Genomic DNA, 15,220 nt, shown 5'->3' on the forward strand with positions numbered 1-15,220 from the left:
TTGGAGATAGCCTTATTTTGCAGACACGAATGTGCTGTAGTGTTTCTTTTCCCAAACAATATTCACTTTGCCAAAGTATGCGTGTACTCCCAGGCCAACCCCTGATATTTTTAATAAAAAGCTAGCGACTAAAGACGAAGAACAAAGAAAAAGGCGCCGTAAATCCAGTAAACATTAGCTTTTTGCCTCACTGGCATTAGGGTTGACTGAAAGATCAAGATTAGATCGATTATTTAGTCAATGAAAGTTCGGACGGCCTTATTGAAGGCTGCCGACTGATCCCATTGAACGAAATGTCCCGCCTTGTCGAAGAATATAACTTCGGCATTTTTGATGGCTTGTTGCCCGGATTTCGCAACGGCCTCAACGGTTAACTGCGGGTGCAGGAATCGATTAGGAATCAGTTGATCCTGTCGACCAAAAACCAGTAGTGTTGGCAGGTTTAGCGCTGCCAGCCGATCGGTGACCGGCTCATCAAGCATCCCAAGTACACAGCGGGGAATCATTTCGGAATAGTAGTGGTAGGCCTGGGTATCCTCCCGCATGCTCAGTCGATCTTCCACCATAAAGCGGGCATCTTCGGGCATTTCGTAAAAATTTAACGCGAAATTGGCTTCAATCTGGGGCTCGGTCGTTGCTCGAATGATCTGTGGTTGAACGTAAGTGGCAAAAAATGCCCGGTTCTCCGGAGAAAATGTTTCCAGTCCTGCTGGTGCGGCGAGCACCAGCCGGGTCAGGTAATCAGGCTGCTTTAAGGCAAGGGTAAGCGCTATTTGTCCGCCCATGGAATGGCCTGCCAGCGTTACATTTTCCAGCTTCAGTTCTTCGATAAAGGCTGCCACCTGATCGGCAAAAAAGGTCATGCTGAACGGGTAGTCTTCTTTGCTGGATTTACCATAGCCCGGCAGGTCCAGGGCAATACACCGATAATCGTTCTTAAGGCCGGCAATTGTTTTTTGCCAGGCTTGCAGGTTAGAGCCGAGGCCATGGATAAAGACGAGGGTTTCCTGCCCCGTGCCTTCATCAACGTAAGCGAGGCGAATGCTGTCGTTGATGTCCGTAAAGTGAACGTCATAAGGATAATTCCAGGTAGTCACGGCAGTGGTAGTTTGCGCTGTTGCACAGGAGGTTAACAGCAGGGTGATCGACAACAAAGACAGGATAAATGAGAAGCGCATGATTGAAATTTTCATGCAGGCAAATTAGGGCGCGGACGCAGGTGCTAGGGAAAAGTGTAGGGCAAACTTGTAAATTCGGTCAACCCCGCATTTTATGGGTTTAAAATGCTGTAAACCAATAAATTAACATTTGTTAATTTATTAAGTCAACCTTTATTACCTTGCATTCTTCTAACTACTCCCCCACATGAGCCGCTAGTTTTCGGACCTCACCTCTAAAAAACGCAGATCATGCAACGACTTCAAGACAGAGTTATCATCATCACCGGCGGTGCCCGGGGCATCGGTAAAGCAACGGCGCTGAAATGTGGCACCGAAGGTGCCAAGCTAGCCATTTGGGACATCGACGAAGCAGCCGGCCGGGAGTTGGTTGAAACACTCAGCAATGCCGGTTTTCCTGCCAGGTTCTACGCCGTCAACACCGTCAACCCCGAAGCTTGCTTAAAAGCGGCCGCAGCGGTTATTACGGACTTTGGCCGCATTGACGTGCTGATCAACAATGCTGGTATTACCCGGGACAGTAGCTTCAAAAAAATGACTCATCAGCAATGGCAGCAGGTCATTGATGTCAACCTGACGGGGGTATTCAACTGTACCAAGGCAGTATACCCATACATGGCCGAAGCCAACTACGGTCGGATCATGAACGCCTCCTCCGTCGTTGGGCTTTACGGCAACTTCGGTCAAAGTAATTACGCCGCGACTAAAGCTGGCCTCATCGGCATGACTAAAACCTGGGCCCGGGAATTCGGCAAATACGGAATAACGGTCAATGCCGTAGCGCCAGGTTTTATCGCCACCGAAATGACCGAAGCCATGCCTGAGGCCGTCCTCGCCGGAATGCAGGACAAAACGCCTTTACGTCGTCTTGGGCAGCCGGAAGACATTGCCAACGCCTATGCCTTCCTTGCCTCCGAAGAAGCCTCCTTCATCACCGGAACCTGCCTGAGTGTGGATGGCGGACTAATACTTTAACACAACTCCCCATACCGTGCGCAACCGCCTACATAAGTTTACGGAATTCACCGGGCAACTCCTCCCGCACGAAACCGCTTACTTGTTGCGTACCCAGCAGCTGGAGGATCCCGAACGACTCGCGATCCTCCAGCGTGTTGACCTCAACTGCCGTCAGGTAGAGCAATTCACGCCCTACGATCTGGCCATTGATAAACGGAAATACCACCATCTCCAGAAATGGATCCAACAGCGCCTCGATGACATCGACGTAGACGTCTTCCATGAATGGCTGCTCGAGGCCGAACGACGGATCATGACGGACTCCATCGAGACAAAGGATGAAAAGAAACTTCTGAAGCTGGTACGTCACTACCAGCATCCGAGTTACTTCTTCATGAAATTCTATGAGGTGTTGAAGCACTATCGACACTTCCTGCAAATCCGGCTTCGCTACCAGGATCATCGATTGGTCAATGACTTTTTAATTGCTCATGCCACTCCTTTTCACCAAAGTAAGGAGTGTTACGATCAACTTCATGACATTACGCAGGATGTAGTCGAGCAATACGCTAATCAAAGTAACGAAAGCGAACAATGGCAGGATTTACTCGAAAACGTCTTCCGTAACGAAAACATGGACGGACTGAACCGATACCTCGCCCTTGTGAGGCTTACTTTTATCGGTTTCAACTACCATAACTATGACCGCGTTTTGGTGCACTTCGACTATCTTGACCAATCATTTCAGGGAGGGCGAAACTACTCCAGGCGCATTCTGGCAAACTACTACGGTAACCGCCTACTACTTCATTCACAGCGCCGGGAGTATGAAAAGGCCGTTTATTATGGCCTGCTCTCCGTCCGTGCCAGAAATTACGATTACCTCTTTTACGTCAATAACCTGGCTGCCGTGCAACTACGCCTGGGCCGCCAGCAAGAGGCCCTGAATTTATTGCAATCAGCTAAAGATGCTGCCCGCACAACGGTAAACCCGCACAACCGCATTGGTTATACTGCCTTTTACCTGGAAGCATTGATCAGGAACGGACGTCTTGCCCAGGCATTGTCATATGGTGACAGCTACCTCAGGGCTTACAGGAAAGACATTTTAAGATACCGGTGGCATTTGTTTTTTACCGTTTACCTGCAGGTATTGCTTTTACAGGATCATAATGAGAAAGCCCTTAAGCTGATCCGACAGTTTAAACTGGAAGAAAAAGACAGGAGCTACTCCGTAAAGGCAGGCTACCTGCCCACCATTCCCATATTACTGGACCTTGCCCGTTGGCGGGAAGGGCTGATTGATAACGATACGTTCTACCGGCGCTTCCGCGAAAACAAAAATGCCGTGCAGGAAAACGGTGCTTCCGGGGAACGGTTTGCGGCCTTTCGACAAACTATTGCGGTACTACTTCCTGAGGGAATATTGAAATAACAGGTTTTGGCCCGAATTTCGCGCAGCGAATACACAAAAGTTACTCTTTCTTCCTTACGGACGGGGCTTGACCCGTCCGTATTGGCATCCCCAGAGCGTTCTTTTCGTTCGCTCAGCGAACGGCAAATATTACCGCGCCTTCAGGGGCAAGCCCTGCGCCTGAAGGCTGTCGGAGAAAACGCTTGTCGCCCCAAAACGGCCCTTTTTGTGGTAGTCTTCCCGATGAATTCAGCCGATTAATCCGTTAAACAACTGAATTCATGAGTCAACTACCACAAAAATGGCTCACTTTGGCTCAGGTTCGGTTCTCCCCGACAGCCTGCTGGAAGATTACCCCTTGAATAACGAAACTTCTTAAACGATCCGCTAATGCCCTCCACTAAAATACCCATACATCTGGTAGCAAAACAACCCGATCCCCGCAATCACCAGGTAAGTATTCACCGCCCGGTAAAAGGCGTCATAACTCTTCAGCTTCTGCCAGCGGGTGATTAGGAAGACGATCGGGATCAGGGCAGCAATCTGCCCCAGCTCTACGCCGATATTGAAGCAGACGATCTTCGCCAGGAAGAGGTCTGGCCCCATCTCGAACGACTGCAGGCGTGTAGAAAGGCCGAACCCATGGATCAGCCCGAAGAGGAAGACCATCATCAGCAGGTCGGGCGACTTCATCTTCAGTTTTTCAAACCCTCCCAGGTTCTCGAAACCTTTGTAGAGCACACTCAGAGCGATTACGGCATCAATCAGGTGCTCATCCGCTTTGATGCCCAGATAGGTCGCGCTGATCAGCGTGATACTGTGGCCGATGGTGAATACGGTAATGAAGCGTACGATGTCTTTGAAACCACTCAGGTAAAAAATAACCCCCGCCAGAAAAAGCAGGTGGTCATATCCGGTAATCATGTGCTTAGCGCCTACGAGGATGTAGGCCAGCAGGCCACCATTGCTCAGGGTTTCCTGATCGGCAGAACTTACGCCGTGTGCTACCAGTAGGAGCGGGAAGAGGATAAGCGCGGCACTTAGTATTGATCTGTTGGTTCGTTTCATTCAGACTTGGCGTTCTTCATAAACACGAAAAACAAGGAGGCAATCAGCAGCAGACTACCACCCCAATACGCATATCCGGGAATGCCGGAGTTGGCCTCATGGGCGTGGTCGTGGTCTTCTTCAGCGTGGGAGTGTTCCTGTCCGTGGTCCACTTCAAAGGTCAGCGTTGCCCAGTTGGACTCGTGGGTGAGGCCGGGCTCTTCGGAGTTGACGAGGTAGATCGTCCGCACGTGCCAAATGCCGTCGGCGGTTACTTTGAAGGAGAATTCTCCCTTTGCGTCGGTGCGGTATTGGGCGGCGGAGTCGTGGTGATGGGGTTCTTCTGCTTCGGTGTCGTGGTCATGGCCTGCCTCATCACCGTGGTCATGGCCATGTTCTTCACCATGCTCATGTCCCTCTTCATCGCCATGTTCGTGCGCGTGCTCATCTCCGTGGTCATGATCGGCCGCATCACCGTGGTCATGGCTGTGGCCGTGGTCCGTTTGGTCGGAGTCGACGTAGACCAACTGGCCGGCCAATGGTTGGCCTTGCCACAGCAGTTTCACCTTCAGCATATCCCCCGCATGCAGATCATAGGGGTTACTGATGGGGACGAATTCGATCGGGTAGTCCAGGGCCGTTTGCCAGTCATCTGTCCTGGTACTTCCTACCTGGAAGATGGTCTTGACGTGCTTGGAGTACCGCTCTACGACTGCTTCGTCTAAGAGCCCGTTCTCTTCGCGCGATTTCAGCATGTCCAGTACACCGTCGTGCTTCAGGTAGTCATTAAAGGCTTGTGCCTCCATGCCGAAGTCTCGTGCGCGGGTGGATACTCCCGCCACCCAGGTGCCTGGGTCACCGGTGGTAAAGCTTAGGATCGTGACGTTGTCCTGGTCACTCCACTGGGTTGTATCCACCTTGGTACGGGTACCGTTGCCGACCAGGCTGACGTCGATCATCCGGTTTCGGGCAATGGCGTTTTCGCTTTTATCGAAGGTGCCGTTGAACAGCTGGATGTTGGCGGCGGTATTGGGCTGGAGGAAGAAACTGTCCAATTTCAGGTACATGTCGTGGCTGCTGAAGAGGGCTACAGCGGCTAGTACAAACAATAGCTTTTTCATAGTTGTGGGGGATTGGGGGGAGCTAAAGTTAGCGTTTTTCGGGGAGTCATAGTAATGTGTTTACGGGAGGTACGGGGCAATCGAAAGATCGGTTCACCGGGGCATTTAGAATCACAGATTTTAGCTTTAATTTTCCTGTAACGGAGGAAGCACCTCTTTTAGATTTGTACTTCCAACTAAATAGCTTCTTTTCCATTCGGTCGCTCCTCCGTATTCAACATTCTTTATGATGATGGACTTATCATCACTATTTACAAGGGCTTCTTCATAAGTTGGATATTCAACTCCGGAATCCCCAAAAAATGACTTCACTGTTAATGTATCTCCTTCATTAAAAGAAGTAATAAATTGCTGATTTACTCTTATTGGATGAATTGATTCTTTTTCCTCCTTGGTAAAACTGTCAGATTCCTTGAAGTCTTCAGAAGATTTAGAATTGCAACTAAAAACAAGAAAGGTGAATACTAACAATTGGAGAATTACTTTATTTATCATTCGGTATTTCTTATTACGTAGTGAAAGACGAAAATTAGTGTAATGTCCTGCAAAGCGCAGCACGACGCATCTACCCACCCTTGCCTTAAAACCGTTTATCGCACCCGCGTCCCCGCCCCCTAATACTTCCGCTCCACCACATAATTAACCAAATCCTCCAAACTATCCCGCGAATCCGAGGCCGGCATTTGCCGCAGCAAGGCAAAAGCCTCATCCCGGTACCGGAGCATGGCGGCCTCCGCATAGGGCAGGCCTTCGCTTTCGTGGACAAAGCGAATCACTTCGGCCACCTTGTCCTTTTTATCGCTGTACTTCTTGATCAACCGGATGATGCGCTTGCGTTCACCCGAGGGGGCCTGATTCAACGCGTGGATAAGTGGGAGTGTCATCTTCTTCTCCTTGATGTCGATGCCCCGGGGTTTGCCGACGTCGTCGACGCCAAAGTCGAACAGGTCGTCTTTGATCTGGAAGGCGATGCCGATCTTCTCCCCGAATTGGTGCATAAGTTGCAGTGTTTCCTCTTCCTGGGTGGTGGAGGCGGCTCCCGCCTCACAGGAGGCGGCGATCAGGCTGGCGGTCTTCTGCCGGATGACGTCGAAATAAATGGCTTCGTCAATGTCGAGTCGGCGGGCTTTCTCGATCTGTAGCAGTTCACCTTCGCTAAGGGCCTGTGCGGCATTGGAGATGATCTCCAGAATACGGTATTGCTTATGCCGGAGCGCAATCAGGAGTCCTTTAGCAAAAAAGAAATCTCCCACCAGCACGGCGATCTTATTTTTCCACAGGGCATTGATGGAAAAGAAACCCCTGCGCTCATAGGATTCATCGACGACGTCGTCGTGGACCAGGCTGGCGGTATGGATCAATTCGATGAGCGAAGCCGCAACGTAACTGTTCTCATTGATCTCTCCACAAATTTTGGCGGAGAGGAAAACAAACATTGGCCGCATCTGCTTCCCCTTACGTTTCACGATGTAGTACGTGATCCGGTCCATCAGGGCCACCTTAGAACGCATGGTCTCCCGAAAATGCTTTTCAAAAGCAATCAGTTCTTCGGCGATCGGCCGTTTTATCTGGTCCAGGCGGTTAGCCATATAAATTAAGGGGTTGGCTTCGGGCGGCCTCCGGGCTACTAACCGTCGGGCGACTAAGGATGGGCAAAGTTAGGTCGGACGAACCTAACTTTCAGTAAAAAATGAAAATTTACAACGATGGAAGCGTTGGAAGGTTGTCTCCCTTCACCCGTTGCTGGGGCAATTTGTCGGGATGATTGGTCTTTACCCATTTAAGGAGATGCTCCCTGGTATTACAACGGAGGGTGAAGGTATTGCCCGCATTATTGGAAGAAACCAGGATGCGTACCGTAATGGTTCGTTCACTTGTTTCGGTTACGGCAACGGTTTTTACGCGTTCATCCCAGAGTTCCTGAGTTGGCAGGTAGTTTTCTACTTCTTCCCGCAGTTCCTGCACTGGGAAGGAATAATCGAGATACAGGAATACGGAACCGATCAGCTCAGCGGTACTTCGGGTCCAGTTCTGGAATACATTGTCAATAAAATATTGCAGTGGAATAACCTGCCGGCGCTCATCCCATAGCTTCATCGTTACGTAGGTCAGGGTAATTTCTTCCACCGTCCCGAATTCACCGTTTACGATAAGCACATCATCAAGCCGGATGGGTTGGGTGAAGGCGATCTGAAAGCCCGCCAGGAGGTTGGCGATTGATTTCTGAGCCGCCAGACCGATGATGATGCCACCGACACCGGCGGTGGACAGAATACCGGTTCCAAGCTTTTTCATTCCCTCAAACTGAAGGAAAATAAAGGCGACGACCACCACGAAAATGAGGATGGAAACAATTCGCTGGATGTACTGCAGTTGGGTAAGAATTTTCCGCTCCCGCAGGTTGTTAACGTCGTCGGCGTTGTAGCGGTGGCGAATGGTATCTCCCGCCACCCGGGTAACCTGAATCAGGAAAGCCCCTCCAAAGATGTAAAGCAGTGTTCTGGGGAGGTTAAGGATGCCCGGCAGAAAGAAGCTTTCTTCTTTATCCGTTACGGAAGCGTCAATTACATTCCAGAACGAATAGGTCAGTAGCATGGTCACTAACCAGAAGACGGCCGTGCGGGTCCGTTTAGAAAAAGTTTGGAGGGTGTAACTCTGCGTTTTACGTGCGGAGATCTTAAGGATGGGGTAGAGTACCATCACAATTATGGCCGCCAGTGCCAAAGCAACACCAAAGGCGATAAGTAACTGGAGCGAAATGGGCGTAGTGCCAATGAGGTCAAGAAATGCTTGCATGGGTCTGTAAAGAGTAACCGGGGTTCAATAGGGGAACCCGGGTTTTGCGCCGGGGTTCAAATAGCTCGCAGGCTTTTAGATTTTTGGCGGGAACGCAGGTGCAGGGAGGGCTTCTAACGGGCCGCAAGCCCTCTACCGTTCCTCGCACTTGTGGCCGCGCCCTCATTAGTATTCAGTGGTCAGGGTTCAGTGCTTAGTGCGCAGGTTTCGATATTCAGGACGTAAGTGCTCAATACTGCTCCCTGCTCCCTGAATACTACTCTCTGAACCCTGAATACTGAACCCTACTCCTCCACCTCCGGCGCCACACTAAGCCGAACCACCTCGATCCTGGTATTGGAGACTTCCACCATCTCACAGATGAACCCCCTTAATTCGAGGCTTTCATCCTGGTCCGGTACCCGTTCGGCTTCGGTCACGATGAAGCCCGACAGCGTATGGTATTCTCCTTCGGGTAGTTTGAGGTCATATTTATCGTTTAGGTAGCCGATCTCGAGACGGGCGCTGAAGATATAGCTCCCGTTTTCTTCAACGGTTTCCAGGTAGGGGTCCTCGTCGAACTCGTCCTCGATCTCGCCAAAAATTTCCTCCAGCAAATCCTCCATAGTGACCAGTCCTGCAATGTCACCGAATTCATTGACGACGCAGGCAATACTTAGTTGTTCTTTGATCGATTGGTCCAGCAAATCGGTTACCCGGGTTACCTCGGGAATGAAGGTGAGTTCGAGGATCATACTCCGAACGGATTCCGGAAGGTCCAGCAACTGCTGGTGATGAACGTACCCGAGTACTTCGTCCATGTCTCCGTCAATCACCAGGATGCGGCTCAGGCGGGTTTCCTGGAACTTTTGCTCCAACTCATCTACGGAAATAGAGACGTCTACACTCTGGATCTCCGTTCGTGGCACCATGCAATCACTTACCCTTACCTCCGAAAGGTTCAGTGCATTACCGAACAGTTTGGTGTCAATTACGGCCATATCTTCATCGGCCGATGACCGGCTTTCATTGACGAAGTTCTCCAGGTCCAGGCGCGTAAGCACGGTATCCAGTTCCTCTGCTGGTCTTTTGAAGAATAAGCTCAACAGCTGGTTACTCGCGCCAGTCATTACCCGGCTGGGGAGGTAAAGCAGCCACTGTAACGCTCGTAGTGGGACGGCCAGTAAATACAGGGCATCATCCGCAAATAACCGGAACAAGGTCTTGGGCAGGTATTCGCCAAATATCAACACGATAAGGGTTAAGATGACCGTTACGCCAAGCAGGTTAATCATACCGCCAGCCGGCGTCCAGGGATGGAGAAACAAGGCGAAAGAATCGGAAATCAAAGAAGTGAAGGCAACCAAAGCAATGTTGTTGCCCACCAGCATGGTACTCATGAAATCCGCTGGTCGGTCAAACCAGCCAGCCAGGATCCGGCTGCGGCGGGTACCTCTTTTCTTTTTCAGTTCTACCTTCAGTTTATTTGCCGAAACATAGGCGATCTCTGAACCGCTGAAAACAGCGGAAAGAAATAAGAAGAGAAGAATGGCAAAAGTGGTCAAGGTTTGGATGGCCTGTGGCCTTTTTAAATGTAAAGTTGCTGCGACCCCTTGCTTTGCAGATGGGCTTCGCCCTTGGGAGAAGGTGCAGATAAACTACTGCGTAGGGCAGTTCGCTTCGCTCGTTTCCTTTTGGATTCGGCTACAACTTTATTTACGAAGATAAAGGATTGGAGTGATATTGCATGGAGGGTGGGGGGCAGCTATTCCTGCGCCTCCTTCGGCCGGGATACCGGAACACGTCCTACGACCTGTAATACCCTCGCATTGTTGAAACCCTGATCGGCCTCCAGTCCGTACCCCGTAATGAGGTAATCCGGCTGGCTCAGGACTACGAATTTCTTGGTATGAATACGCTCTTTATTTTCATCCCAATTCAGTTCTTCCGTCTCCAGTCGCTGCAAGTCGGTAGACTCCCAGACAACGCTGTCCCGTACAGTAATTTCCTTTGTACGGCGTCGGTAGACGCCCCACTTAGCGGTTAGGGTGCTGGTGGTGTCCTGAAACTCATCGAGAAAGGCAACGCGTAGCCCATCGGGAAACTCCTGCCGTTGATCCGTCTTGTCCAGGTAGTTCAGCATCGTTGGAGCGACAACTATGCCACGCACCAGACCGGAGTCGCTGAAAATAATGTGGACGCCTTCCGCTTCCTCTACCGTATCGTTAAGTTGCTGTTGCAGGCGCGCAACATCCTCTGGGTCATTGACACAGGAAGTGAAGAGCCATCCGGTTAACACTAGGCCCGATAGCAGTAATAAAATTTGTTGTGCCCGATGCAATCGGCCCACTAAGCCTTAAGGTTCAGTACGGCAGCTTGTAGCAAGTCGCTGTACCTCTGTGGCTCTTCCGGTACAAAATTAAAGTTGTAGCGGTAGAGGTAGACCACCAGGATGGTGAAGAGTAAAAGGGCGATCACGGTACCGAGAACGGCATATCCTTTGATGCCGGCAGATTTGATTTCAGACATATTGGGGCAAATTTCTTTTGCAGCACAAAAGTACAACTTGAAGGTTGCATGTTGCTAGTTGGGGGAGGGAAAGTTCTGAAGGCTCACTTCGTTCGCTGTTGCAGAGCGCCTTTGGCGCGTTGCAGAGGTCGCTTCGCTCCCGTTACAGAGCGCCTTCGGCGCGTTGCAGAGGTCGCTTATGCTCCCGTTGCAGTACGCCTTCGGCGCGTTGCAGAGGTCGCTTATGCTCCTGTTGCAGTACGCCTTCGGCGCGTTGCAGGTTGCAGCTACCGCACGAGGTAGCTCGCTCCGCTCGTTTTAAATGCTTTTTTTAAAAAAAAGCTGGAAAAACTTGGATGAATTGCCTGTGGCATTTTTTTTCTGCAACCTGCAACCTGCAACCTGCAACCTGCAACCTGCAACCTGCAACCTGCAACCTGCAACCTGCAACCTGCAACCTGCAACCTGCAACCTGCANTGCAACCTGCAACCTGCAACCTGCAACCTGCAACCTGCAACCTGCAACCTGCAACCTGCAACCTGCAACCTGCAACCTGCAACCTGCAACCTGCACAAAAAAGCCCCCACCATCCAAAGACAGTGAGGGCTTTCCACCAGGCAAATAAGATGGCTTAGTTTTGCTGACAATCAGCTTCTGAGCGTTCGTCTTCCACGGAAGCGGTGGCGCGCAGCGCCGGCAGCAGGCTACCGCTTGCCTGGCTACGGGCAGTGATGTTGATCTGTGCACGGGCACCGGGCAGGTTGCCACTGTTGCCGGTAGCGGCATCAGTAAGTGGCATTACGACGTAAACGCCACTCTGGCCAACGACGGGCTTGCTAATGCTACCGGTTGCAGTAACGGCCGCAGCGGCAACAACCTTAGGCTCACGGCCGATGGTTGGCAGGCTTTCCAGGGTAGGGTTGCTTCTTACGGTGTCGACCTGCAGGTCGTACATCGCAGCGATGGCCGAAAGGTCTTTGCCAGCGAGGTCGGTAGCAAGTTTGTTACCCTTTACGCGGTTGCGTACTACGGGCGTGAGTGCTTCTTTGACGGAGGCAATGGTTGGCAGTCCAACGGGGATGATGTCCTCAAGACCAACAACGACATGATTGTTCTGGTAGAACAACTGTGGATCGGAGAAGGTGTAAACCTGTGGGCTCACCTCCCCTTTCTTAGCACTGAAAGCCCAGCACATCATGTTCTTCACTTCCTGTCCGCTACCAAGTGGGCTAAGGACATAGTTGCTGATGGAAAGAGGGCCAGTAGACACTACTTCCATGCCTTCAGCTTCTCCCGCACTCTTGATCTCAGCCAGCGTGTTCTTACCGTTGAGGAAAGATTGTGCTTTTGCGAGCACATTGTTTTCGGTATTGGAGCTAGGGATGATCGGCTCTACTACGTAGGCGATCTTTACGCGGGGCTGCTCAGACTGGCTGCGGCTGGTGACATTGATCAGTTGCCAGCCATAAATGGCACGAACTTTTACCAGTTCACCAACACGACCGGTCTGGAACATAACCTTGTCCATTGCGCGTGGGTACTGACCGGGGGTAGCCTTTTCGATGAGGCCACCGTTAGAGGAAGTTGCGGGGTCCTGGCTGAATTCTTCGGCAAGGTCGCTAAACTTGTTTGGGGTGCGATCCAGTACGTTCTTGAGGCTGTCGATAAGGCGTTCGGCCTCGGTAAACTGCTCGGGCGTAGTAGCACGACGGAGAATAGTGCGCGCTTTAACGCTGTCAGCCATCACCTTACGGTCGATGAGCTTGAAGAGCTTCATAGCGTTGCCTTCAACGTAAGGACCGAAAACGGTACCCACAGGCACCTGGTTGACTGCTGCATCGGCAACAACTGGGCTAAGGCGGTCAGCGGCGACGTAAGCGGCCTGGTAGCTGCCATTAGCGCCAAGGGCGAAGAGACTGTCACCGGATTCGGTGGTTTCCTCGCGCCAGTCGTTGGCCAGGTCAGACAGTTGGGTGCGCAGGTCAGCGGAGTCTTTAGCGGTCGGTTTAACGTTGAACGCGAGGTAGCTGAGTTGGCGGCTTTCTACATCGTTCATGAAAACGCTGCGGTTTTCATCGATGTAGGCCTGGATGTCGGCGTCACCAACGGTTACGTCAGTGTTATCTACTTCCTCGAAGGGGACTTTAACTACGGCTACCTGGCGGTTGCCGAGCTGCTGATCGGCAAATTCTTTTGCCTGCCAGCTTGGGGCGTACATGGCCTTGGCAACCATGGCGGTCATCTTTTCCTGCAGGCGGGTGGCCTTTACTTCACGGGCCTGGTAGCGCCAGATGGGGACCAGGTTAGGGATAGGGATACGGCGAGTATCGATGGCGTCCTGCAGGGTGCCGGCGTCGCGCTCGGAACGGATCTGGTTGAGGAGGGTACGGTTGACCTGGCCGGTGTTGGGGTCAGCGAGGTTACGCTGAACAACGGGGCTAAGGTTATTGCCAAACTGCAACTCTTCCATTTCTTCCTCAGAAACGGTGAGGCCAATGGCGTCCGCTTCGTTGGTCATGATCGCTTCGTTCACGTAGAACTGCCACAACTGGTCGCGGTTCTGGAAGGCATCACCACCAGTGAAGGCGGTGCTTGCAGTTTTTTCGAATTCCGTGCGATCAATTTCGGTTTCTCCCACCTGACCCATGCGGTTCATGACGGGGCCGAGGGGCCCGGAGGCTCCGCTGGTCATCTCCGAAAGGATGAATAGCGCTACGCCGCCTCCGATAAATAGGAGGACGATTATCGTATTCTGTCTGATCTTACCAATTAGTGCCATACTGCATCTAGCTTTACGTTGCCCACGGCTCTGTGGGCGCTTATGTTCGGGATAGTTTGTTGATTTTCCTAATGAAAAACGGCCGGACCACTATCTTACAGGTCCCGGCCGGCGTTCGTTGGGGACGCGAAGATACGACAATTTGAAAAACTTGGTATATGCTACGCCGAAAGGGATGCTTTTTCGGTCCCGAAAGCAGGAAGAAGGGGCGGGGTCGCAGGTGCTGGGAAGGGTGGAAGAGCAGGCGGGATGCTCGCTGCTTTGTACAGCACATTGCGCAACCCCCTCCCAACCTTCCCCATGGAGGAGGGCTATTGAAAACGCTGCGCGTTTTTTGAACAAAAAATGTGATTTCAGATTGATACCCCGTAGAACCTCCCAACCCTGGCTGCTGGATACTGAGCCCGGAGTGCTGTATACCGACTCCTGACTCCTAACTCCTGATTGCTGACCCCTGAATACTAAATCCTGAAAGCTATGCCCACCGACGAAATTCGCCTCACCCTGCGCCCTCAACTCCAACTTGCACCTGCGGCCGCGCCTGATGAAAAATTTCAGAACGACACCCTGCGGCCGATCATGAAATTGCAGCACGACCTGATCCTGTCCATCTTCGGGCACTTCCTGGTGAAGCGAAAAATAAAGCTGGAGCAACTCCCTGCCGATCAACGATCCGGGAAGATCAAAGAAATGGTGACCCGGGACCATCGGTTGCGAGACCTGCTGTTCGGCCTTGCACTGGGGCAATTCACCTCCGCCGAAATGGACTACTACCTCGAGCACGAAAGCAACGTCCACCGAAGGATGACAAACCTTTTAGTAGAAAGATTGACGTCCGTTTTTGCTCCGGCAGCGAAATAGGCACCAACCTTTCTCCCGGGATGGACCGTTTAATAAACATGAAGCCTCTCTTCTTACTCCTGCTGCTTTCCGGTGGCCTGCTCCATGCCCAGTTGCCCCTGACGCCTGAAATTCAGGTTTTACTCGATAGCCTCGACATACGGGTAAATCATCCCTTCGACGCTGATTTTAAATTGCTCAGGAACCCCGAAAACGATTACCTGGCCGACCAATTGACGGTCCGTAGCAAAACAGAGAAGCTGGAGATTCGCCTTCACCTGCGCCCGGAAACAGCAAACGATCTCTACTACCAAAGACCACATATGCGGGTCGGCCTGCTGGTGATGAACCTGGCGAGTAACGCCGATGACGCCGTTACGACCGTTCACTCCTTCGACGATGAGGAGCTGGCCGTACTTAACGCCGATTGGGCCCGGATGTACACCTTCCGGCCCAAGACCAGCTACAGCCCCCACGCCACCGCGCAGCTCATTGCTATATATAAGGCAGACCGCGGACTGGCTTACACCGTGCTGTTGTTTGACGATGCACCGGATACTTTGGAGGGGCGACAGTTGTTACTGCGTTTTCGATAGTATG

14 protein-coding genes are annotated in these 15,220 nt (G+C 51.7%); 4 read left to right on the plus strand and 10 right to left on the minus strand.

Annotated elements, in window-relative coordinates:
- Nucleotides 1–233: 233 nt before the first annotated feature.
- The gene (locus B036_RS0125000; RefSeq protein WP_245557507.1) at nt 234–1,178 is read right to left on the minus strand and encodes an alpha/beta fold hydrolase; all 945 of its coding nucleotides are present in this window, start codon (nt 1,176–1,178) and stop codon (nt 234–236) included.
- Nucleotides 1,179–1,409: 231 nt separating this feature from the next.
- On the opposite strand from B036_RS0125000, the gene fabG reads away from it, so the two are divergent.
- Both fabG and B036_RS0125010 read left to right on the plus strand, forming a co-directional pair.
- Nucleotides 1,410–2,153, plus strand: a complete 744-nt coding sequence (gene fabG / locus B036_RS0125005) for a 3-oxoacyl-[acyl-carrier-protein] reductase (protein ID WP_020571476.1) — start codon at nt 1,410–1,412, stop codon at nt 2,151–2,153.
- A gap of 16 nt (nt 2,154–2,169) precedes the next feature.
- Nucleotides 2,170–3,570 carry a hypothetical protein gene (locus tag B036_RS0125010; protein WP_020571477.1) on the plus strand — a complete coding sequence of 467 codons (1,401 nt, stop codon included), beginning with the start codon at nt 2,170–2,172 and terminating at the stop codon, nt 3,568–3,570.
- 366 nt (nt 3,571–3,936) lie between these two features.
- Here B036_RS0125010 and B036_RS0125015 read toward each other — a convergent pair whose 3' ends face one another.
- The 9 genes from B036_RS0125015 to B036_RS0125060 form a co-directional block, all read right to left on the minus strand.
- Complete coding sequence (locus tag B036_RS0125015; protein ID WP_020571478.1) at nt 3,937–4,617, minus strand: HupE/UreJ family protein; 681 nt, start codon at nt 4,615–4,617, stop codon at nt 3,937–3,939.
- Nucleotides 4,614–5,717, minus strand: coding sequence for a DUF4198 domain-containing protein (locus B036_RS0125020; protein ID WP_020571479.1), 1,104 nt, complete (start codon nt 5,715–5,717; stop codon nt 4,614–4,616). The genes B036_RS0125015 and B036_RS0125020 overlap by 4 nt, the downstream gene beginning before the upstream one ends.
- 126 nt (nt 5,718–5,843) lie before the next feature.
- Nucleotides 5,844–6,212 (minus strand): hypothetical protein, encoded by a 369-nt coding sequence (locus B036_RS0125025; protein WP_020571480.1) that lies wholly within the window; start codon nt 6,210–6,212, stop codon nt 5,844–5,846.
- A 119-nt stretch (nt 6,213–6,331) separates the two neighbouring features.
- Nucleotides 6,332–7,306, minus strand: coding sequence for a polyprenyl synthetase family protein (locus B036_RS0125030; protein WP_020571481.1), 975 nt, complete (start codon nt 7,304–7,306; stop codon nt 6,332–6,334).
- Between the two features lie 109 nt (nt 7,307–7,415).
- Nucleotides 7,416–8,513: a mechanosensitive ion channel family protein gene (locus B036_RS0125035; protein ID WP_020571482.1), complete on the minus strand. Its 1,098-nt coding sequence runs from the start codon at nt 8,511–8,513 to the stop codon at nt 7,416–7,418.
- Between the two features lie 284 nt (nt 8,514–8,797).
- Nucleotides 8,798–10,057 (minus strand): hemolysin family protein, encoded by a 1,260-nt coding sequence (locus tag B036_RS0125040; protein ID WP_020571483.1) that lies wholly within the window; start codon nt 10,055–10,057, stop codon nt 8,798–8,800.
- A 200-nt stretch (nt 10,058–10,257) separates the two neighbouring features.
- Complete coding sequence (lptC, locus tag B036_RS0125045; RefSeq protein WP_083926316.1) at nt 10,258–10,842, minus strand: LPS export ABC transporter periplasmic protein LptC; 585 nt, start codon at nt 10,840–10,842, stop codon at nt 10,258–10,260.
- Nucleotides 10,842–11,021, minus strand: coding sequence for a hypothetical protein (locus B036_RS31050; RefSeq protein WP_020571485.1), 180 nt, complete (start codon nt 11,019–11,021; stop codon nt 10,842–10,844). The genes lptC and B036_RS31050 overlap by 1 nt, the downstream gene beginning before the upstream one ends.
- A gap of 611 nt (nt 11,022–11,632) precedes the next feature.
- Nucleotides 11,633–13,780 (minus strand): peptidylprolyl isomerase, encoded by a 2,148-nt coding sequence (locus B036_RS0125060; protein WP_026232336.1) that lies wholly within the window; start codon nt 13,778–13,780, stop codon nt 11,633–11,635.
- 477 nt (nt 13,781–14,257) lie between these two features.
- Between B036_RS0125060 and B036_RS0125065 the strand changes: the two genes are divergently transcribed.
- A complete protein-coding gene (locus B036_RS0125065) occupies nt 14,258–14,641 on the plus strand; it encodes a hypothetical protein (protein WP_020571489.1) in 384 nt (127 codons plus the stop codon).
- A 20-nt stretch (nt 14,642–14,661) separates the two neighbouring features.
- Nucleotides 14,662–15,216, plus strand: a complete 555-nt coding sequence (locus tag B036_RS0125070; protein WP_026232337.1) for a hypothetical protein — start codon at nt 14,662–14,664, stop codon at nt 15,214–15,216.
- The last annotated feature ends 4 nt before the right edge of the window (nt 15,217–15,220 follow it).

The organism is Neolewinella persica DSM 23188, assembly GCF_000373105.1.
GTDB lineage: Bacteria > Bacteroidota > Bacteroidia > Chitinophagales > Saprospiraceae > Neolewinella > Neolewinella persica.

Excerpts from the sequence above, each read along its gene's own strand:
- B036_RS0125000 (WP_245557507.1), bottom strand. The coding sequence starts at position 1,178 with ATGCGCTTCTCATTTATCCTGTCTTTGTTGTCGATCACCCTGCTGTTA.
- fabG (WP_020571476.1), top strand. The coding sequence starts at position 1,410 with ATGCAACGACTTCAAGACAGAGTTATCATCATCACCGGCGGTGCCCGG.
- B036_RS0125015 (WP_020571478.1), bottom strand. The coding sequence starts at position 4,617 with ATGAAACGAACCAACAGATCAATACTAAGTGCCGCGCTTATCCTCTTC.
- B036_RS0125020 (WP_020571479.1), bottom strand. The coding sequence starts at position 5,717 with ATGAAAAAGCTATTGTTTGTACTAGCCGCTGTAGCCCTCTTCAGCAGC.
- B036_RS0125025 (WP_020571480.1), bottom strand. The coding sequence starts at position 6,212 with ATGATAAATAAAGTAATTCTCCAATTGTTAGTATTCACCTTTCTTGTT.
- B036_RS0125030 (WP_020571481.1), bottom strand. The coding sequence starts at position 7,306 with ATGGCTAACCGCCTGGACCAGATAAAACGGCCGATCGCCGAAGAACTG.
- B036_RS0125035 (WP_020571482.1), bottom strand. The coding sequence starts at position 8,513 with ATGCAAGCATTTCTTGACCTCATTGGCACTACGCCCATTTCGCTCCAG.
- B036_RS31050 (WP_020571485.1), bottom strand. The coding sequence starts at position 11,021 with ATGTCTGAAATCAAATCTGCCGGCATCAAAGGATATGCCGTTCTCGGT.
- B036_RS0125060 (WP_026232336.1), bottom strand. The coding sequence starts at position 13,780 with ATGGCACTAATTGGTAAGATCAGACAGAATACGATAATCGTCCTCCTA.
- B036_RS0125065 (WP_020571489.1), top strand. The coding sequence starts at position 14,258 with ATGCCCACCGACGAAATTCGCCTCACCCTGCGCCCTCAACTCCAACTT.
- B036_RS0125070 (WP_026232337.1), top strand. The coding sequence starts at position 14,662 with ATGGACCGTTTAATAAACATGAAGCCTCTCTTCTTACTCCTGCTGCTT.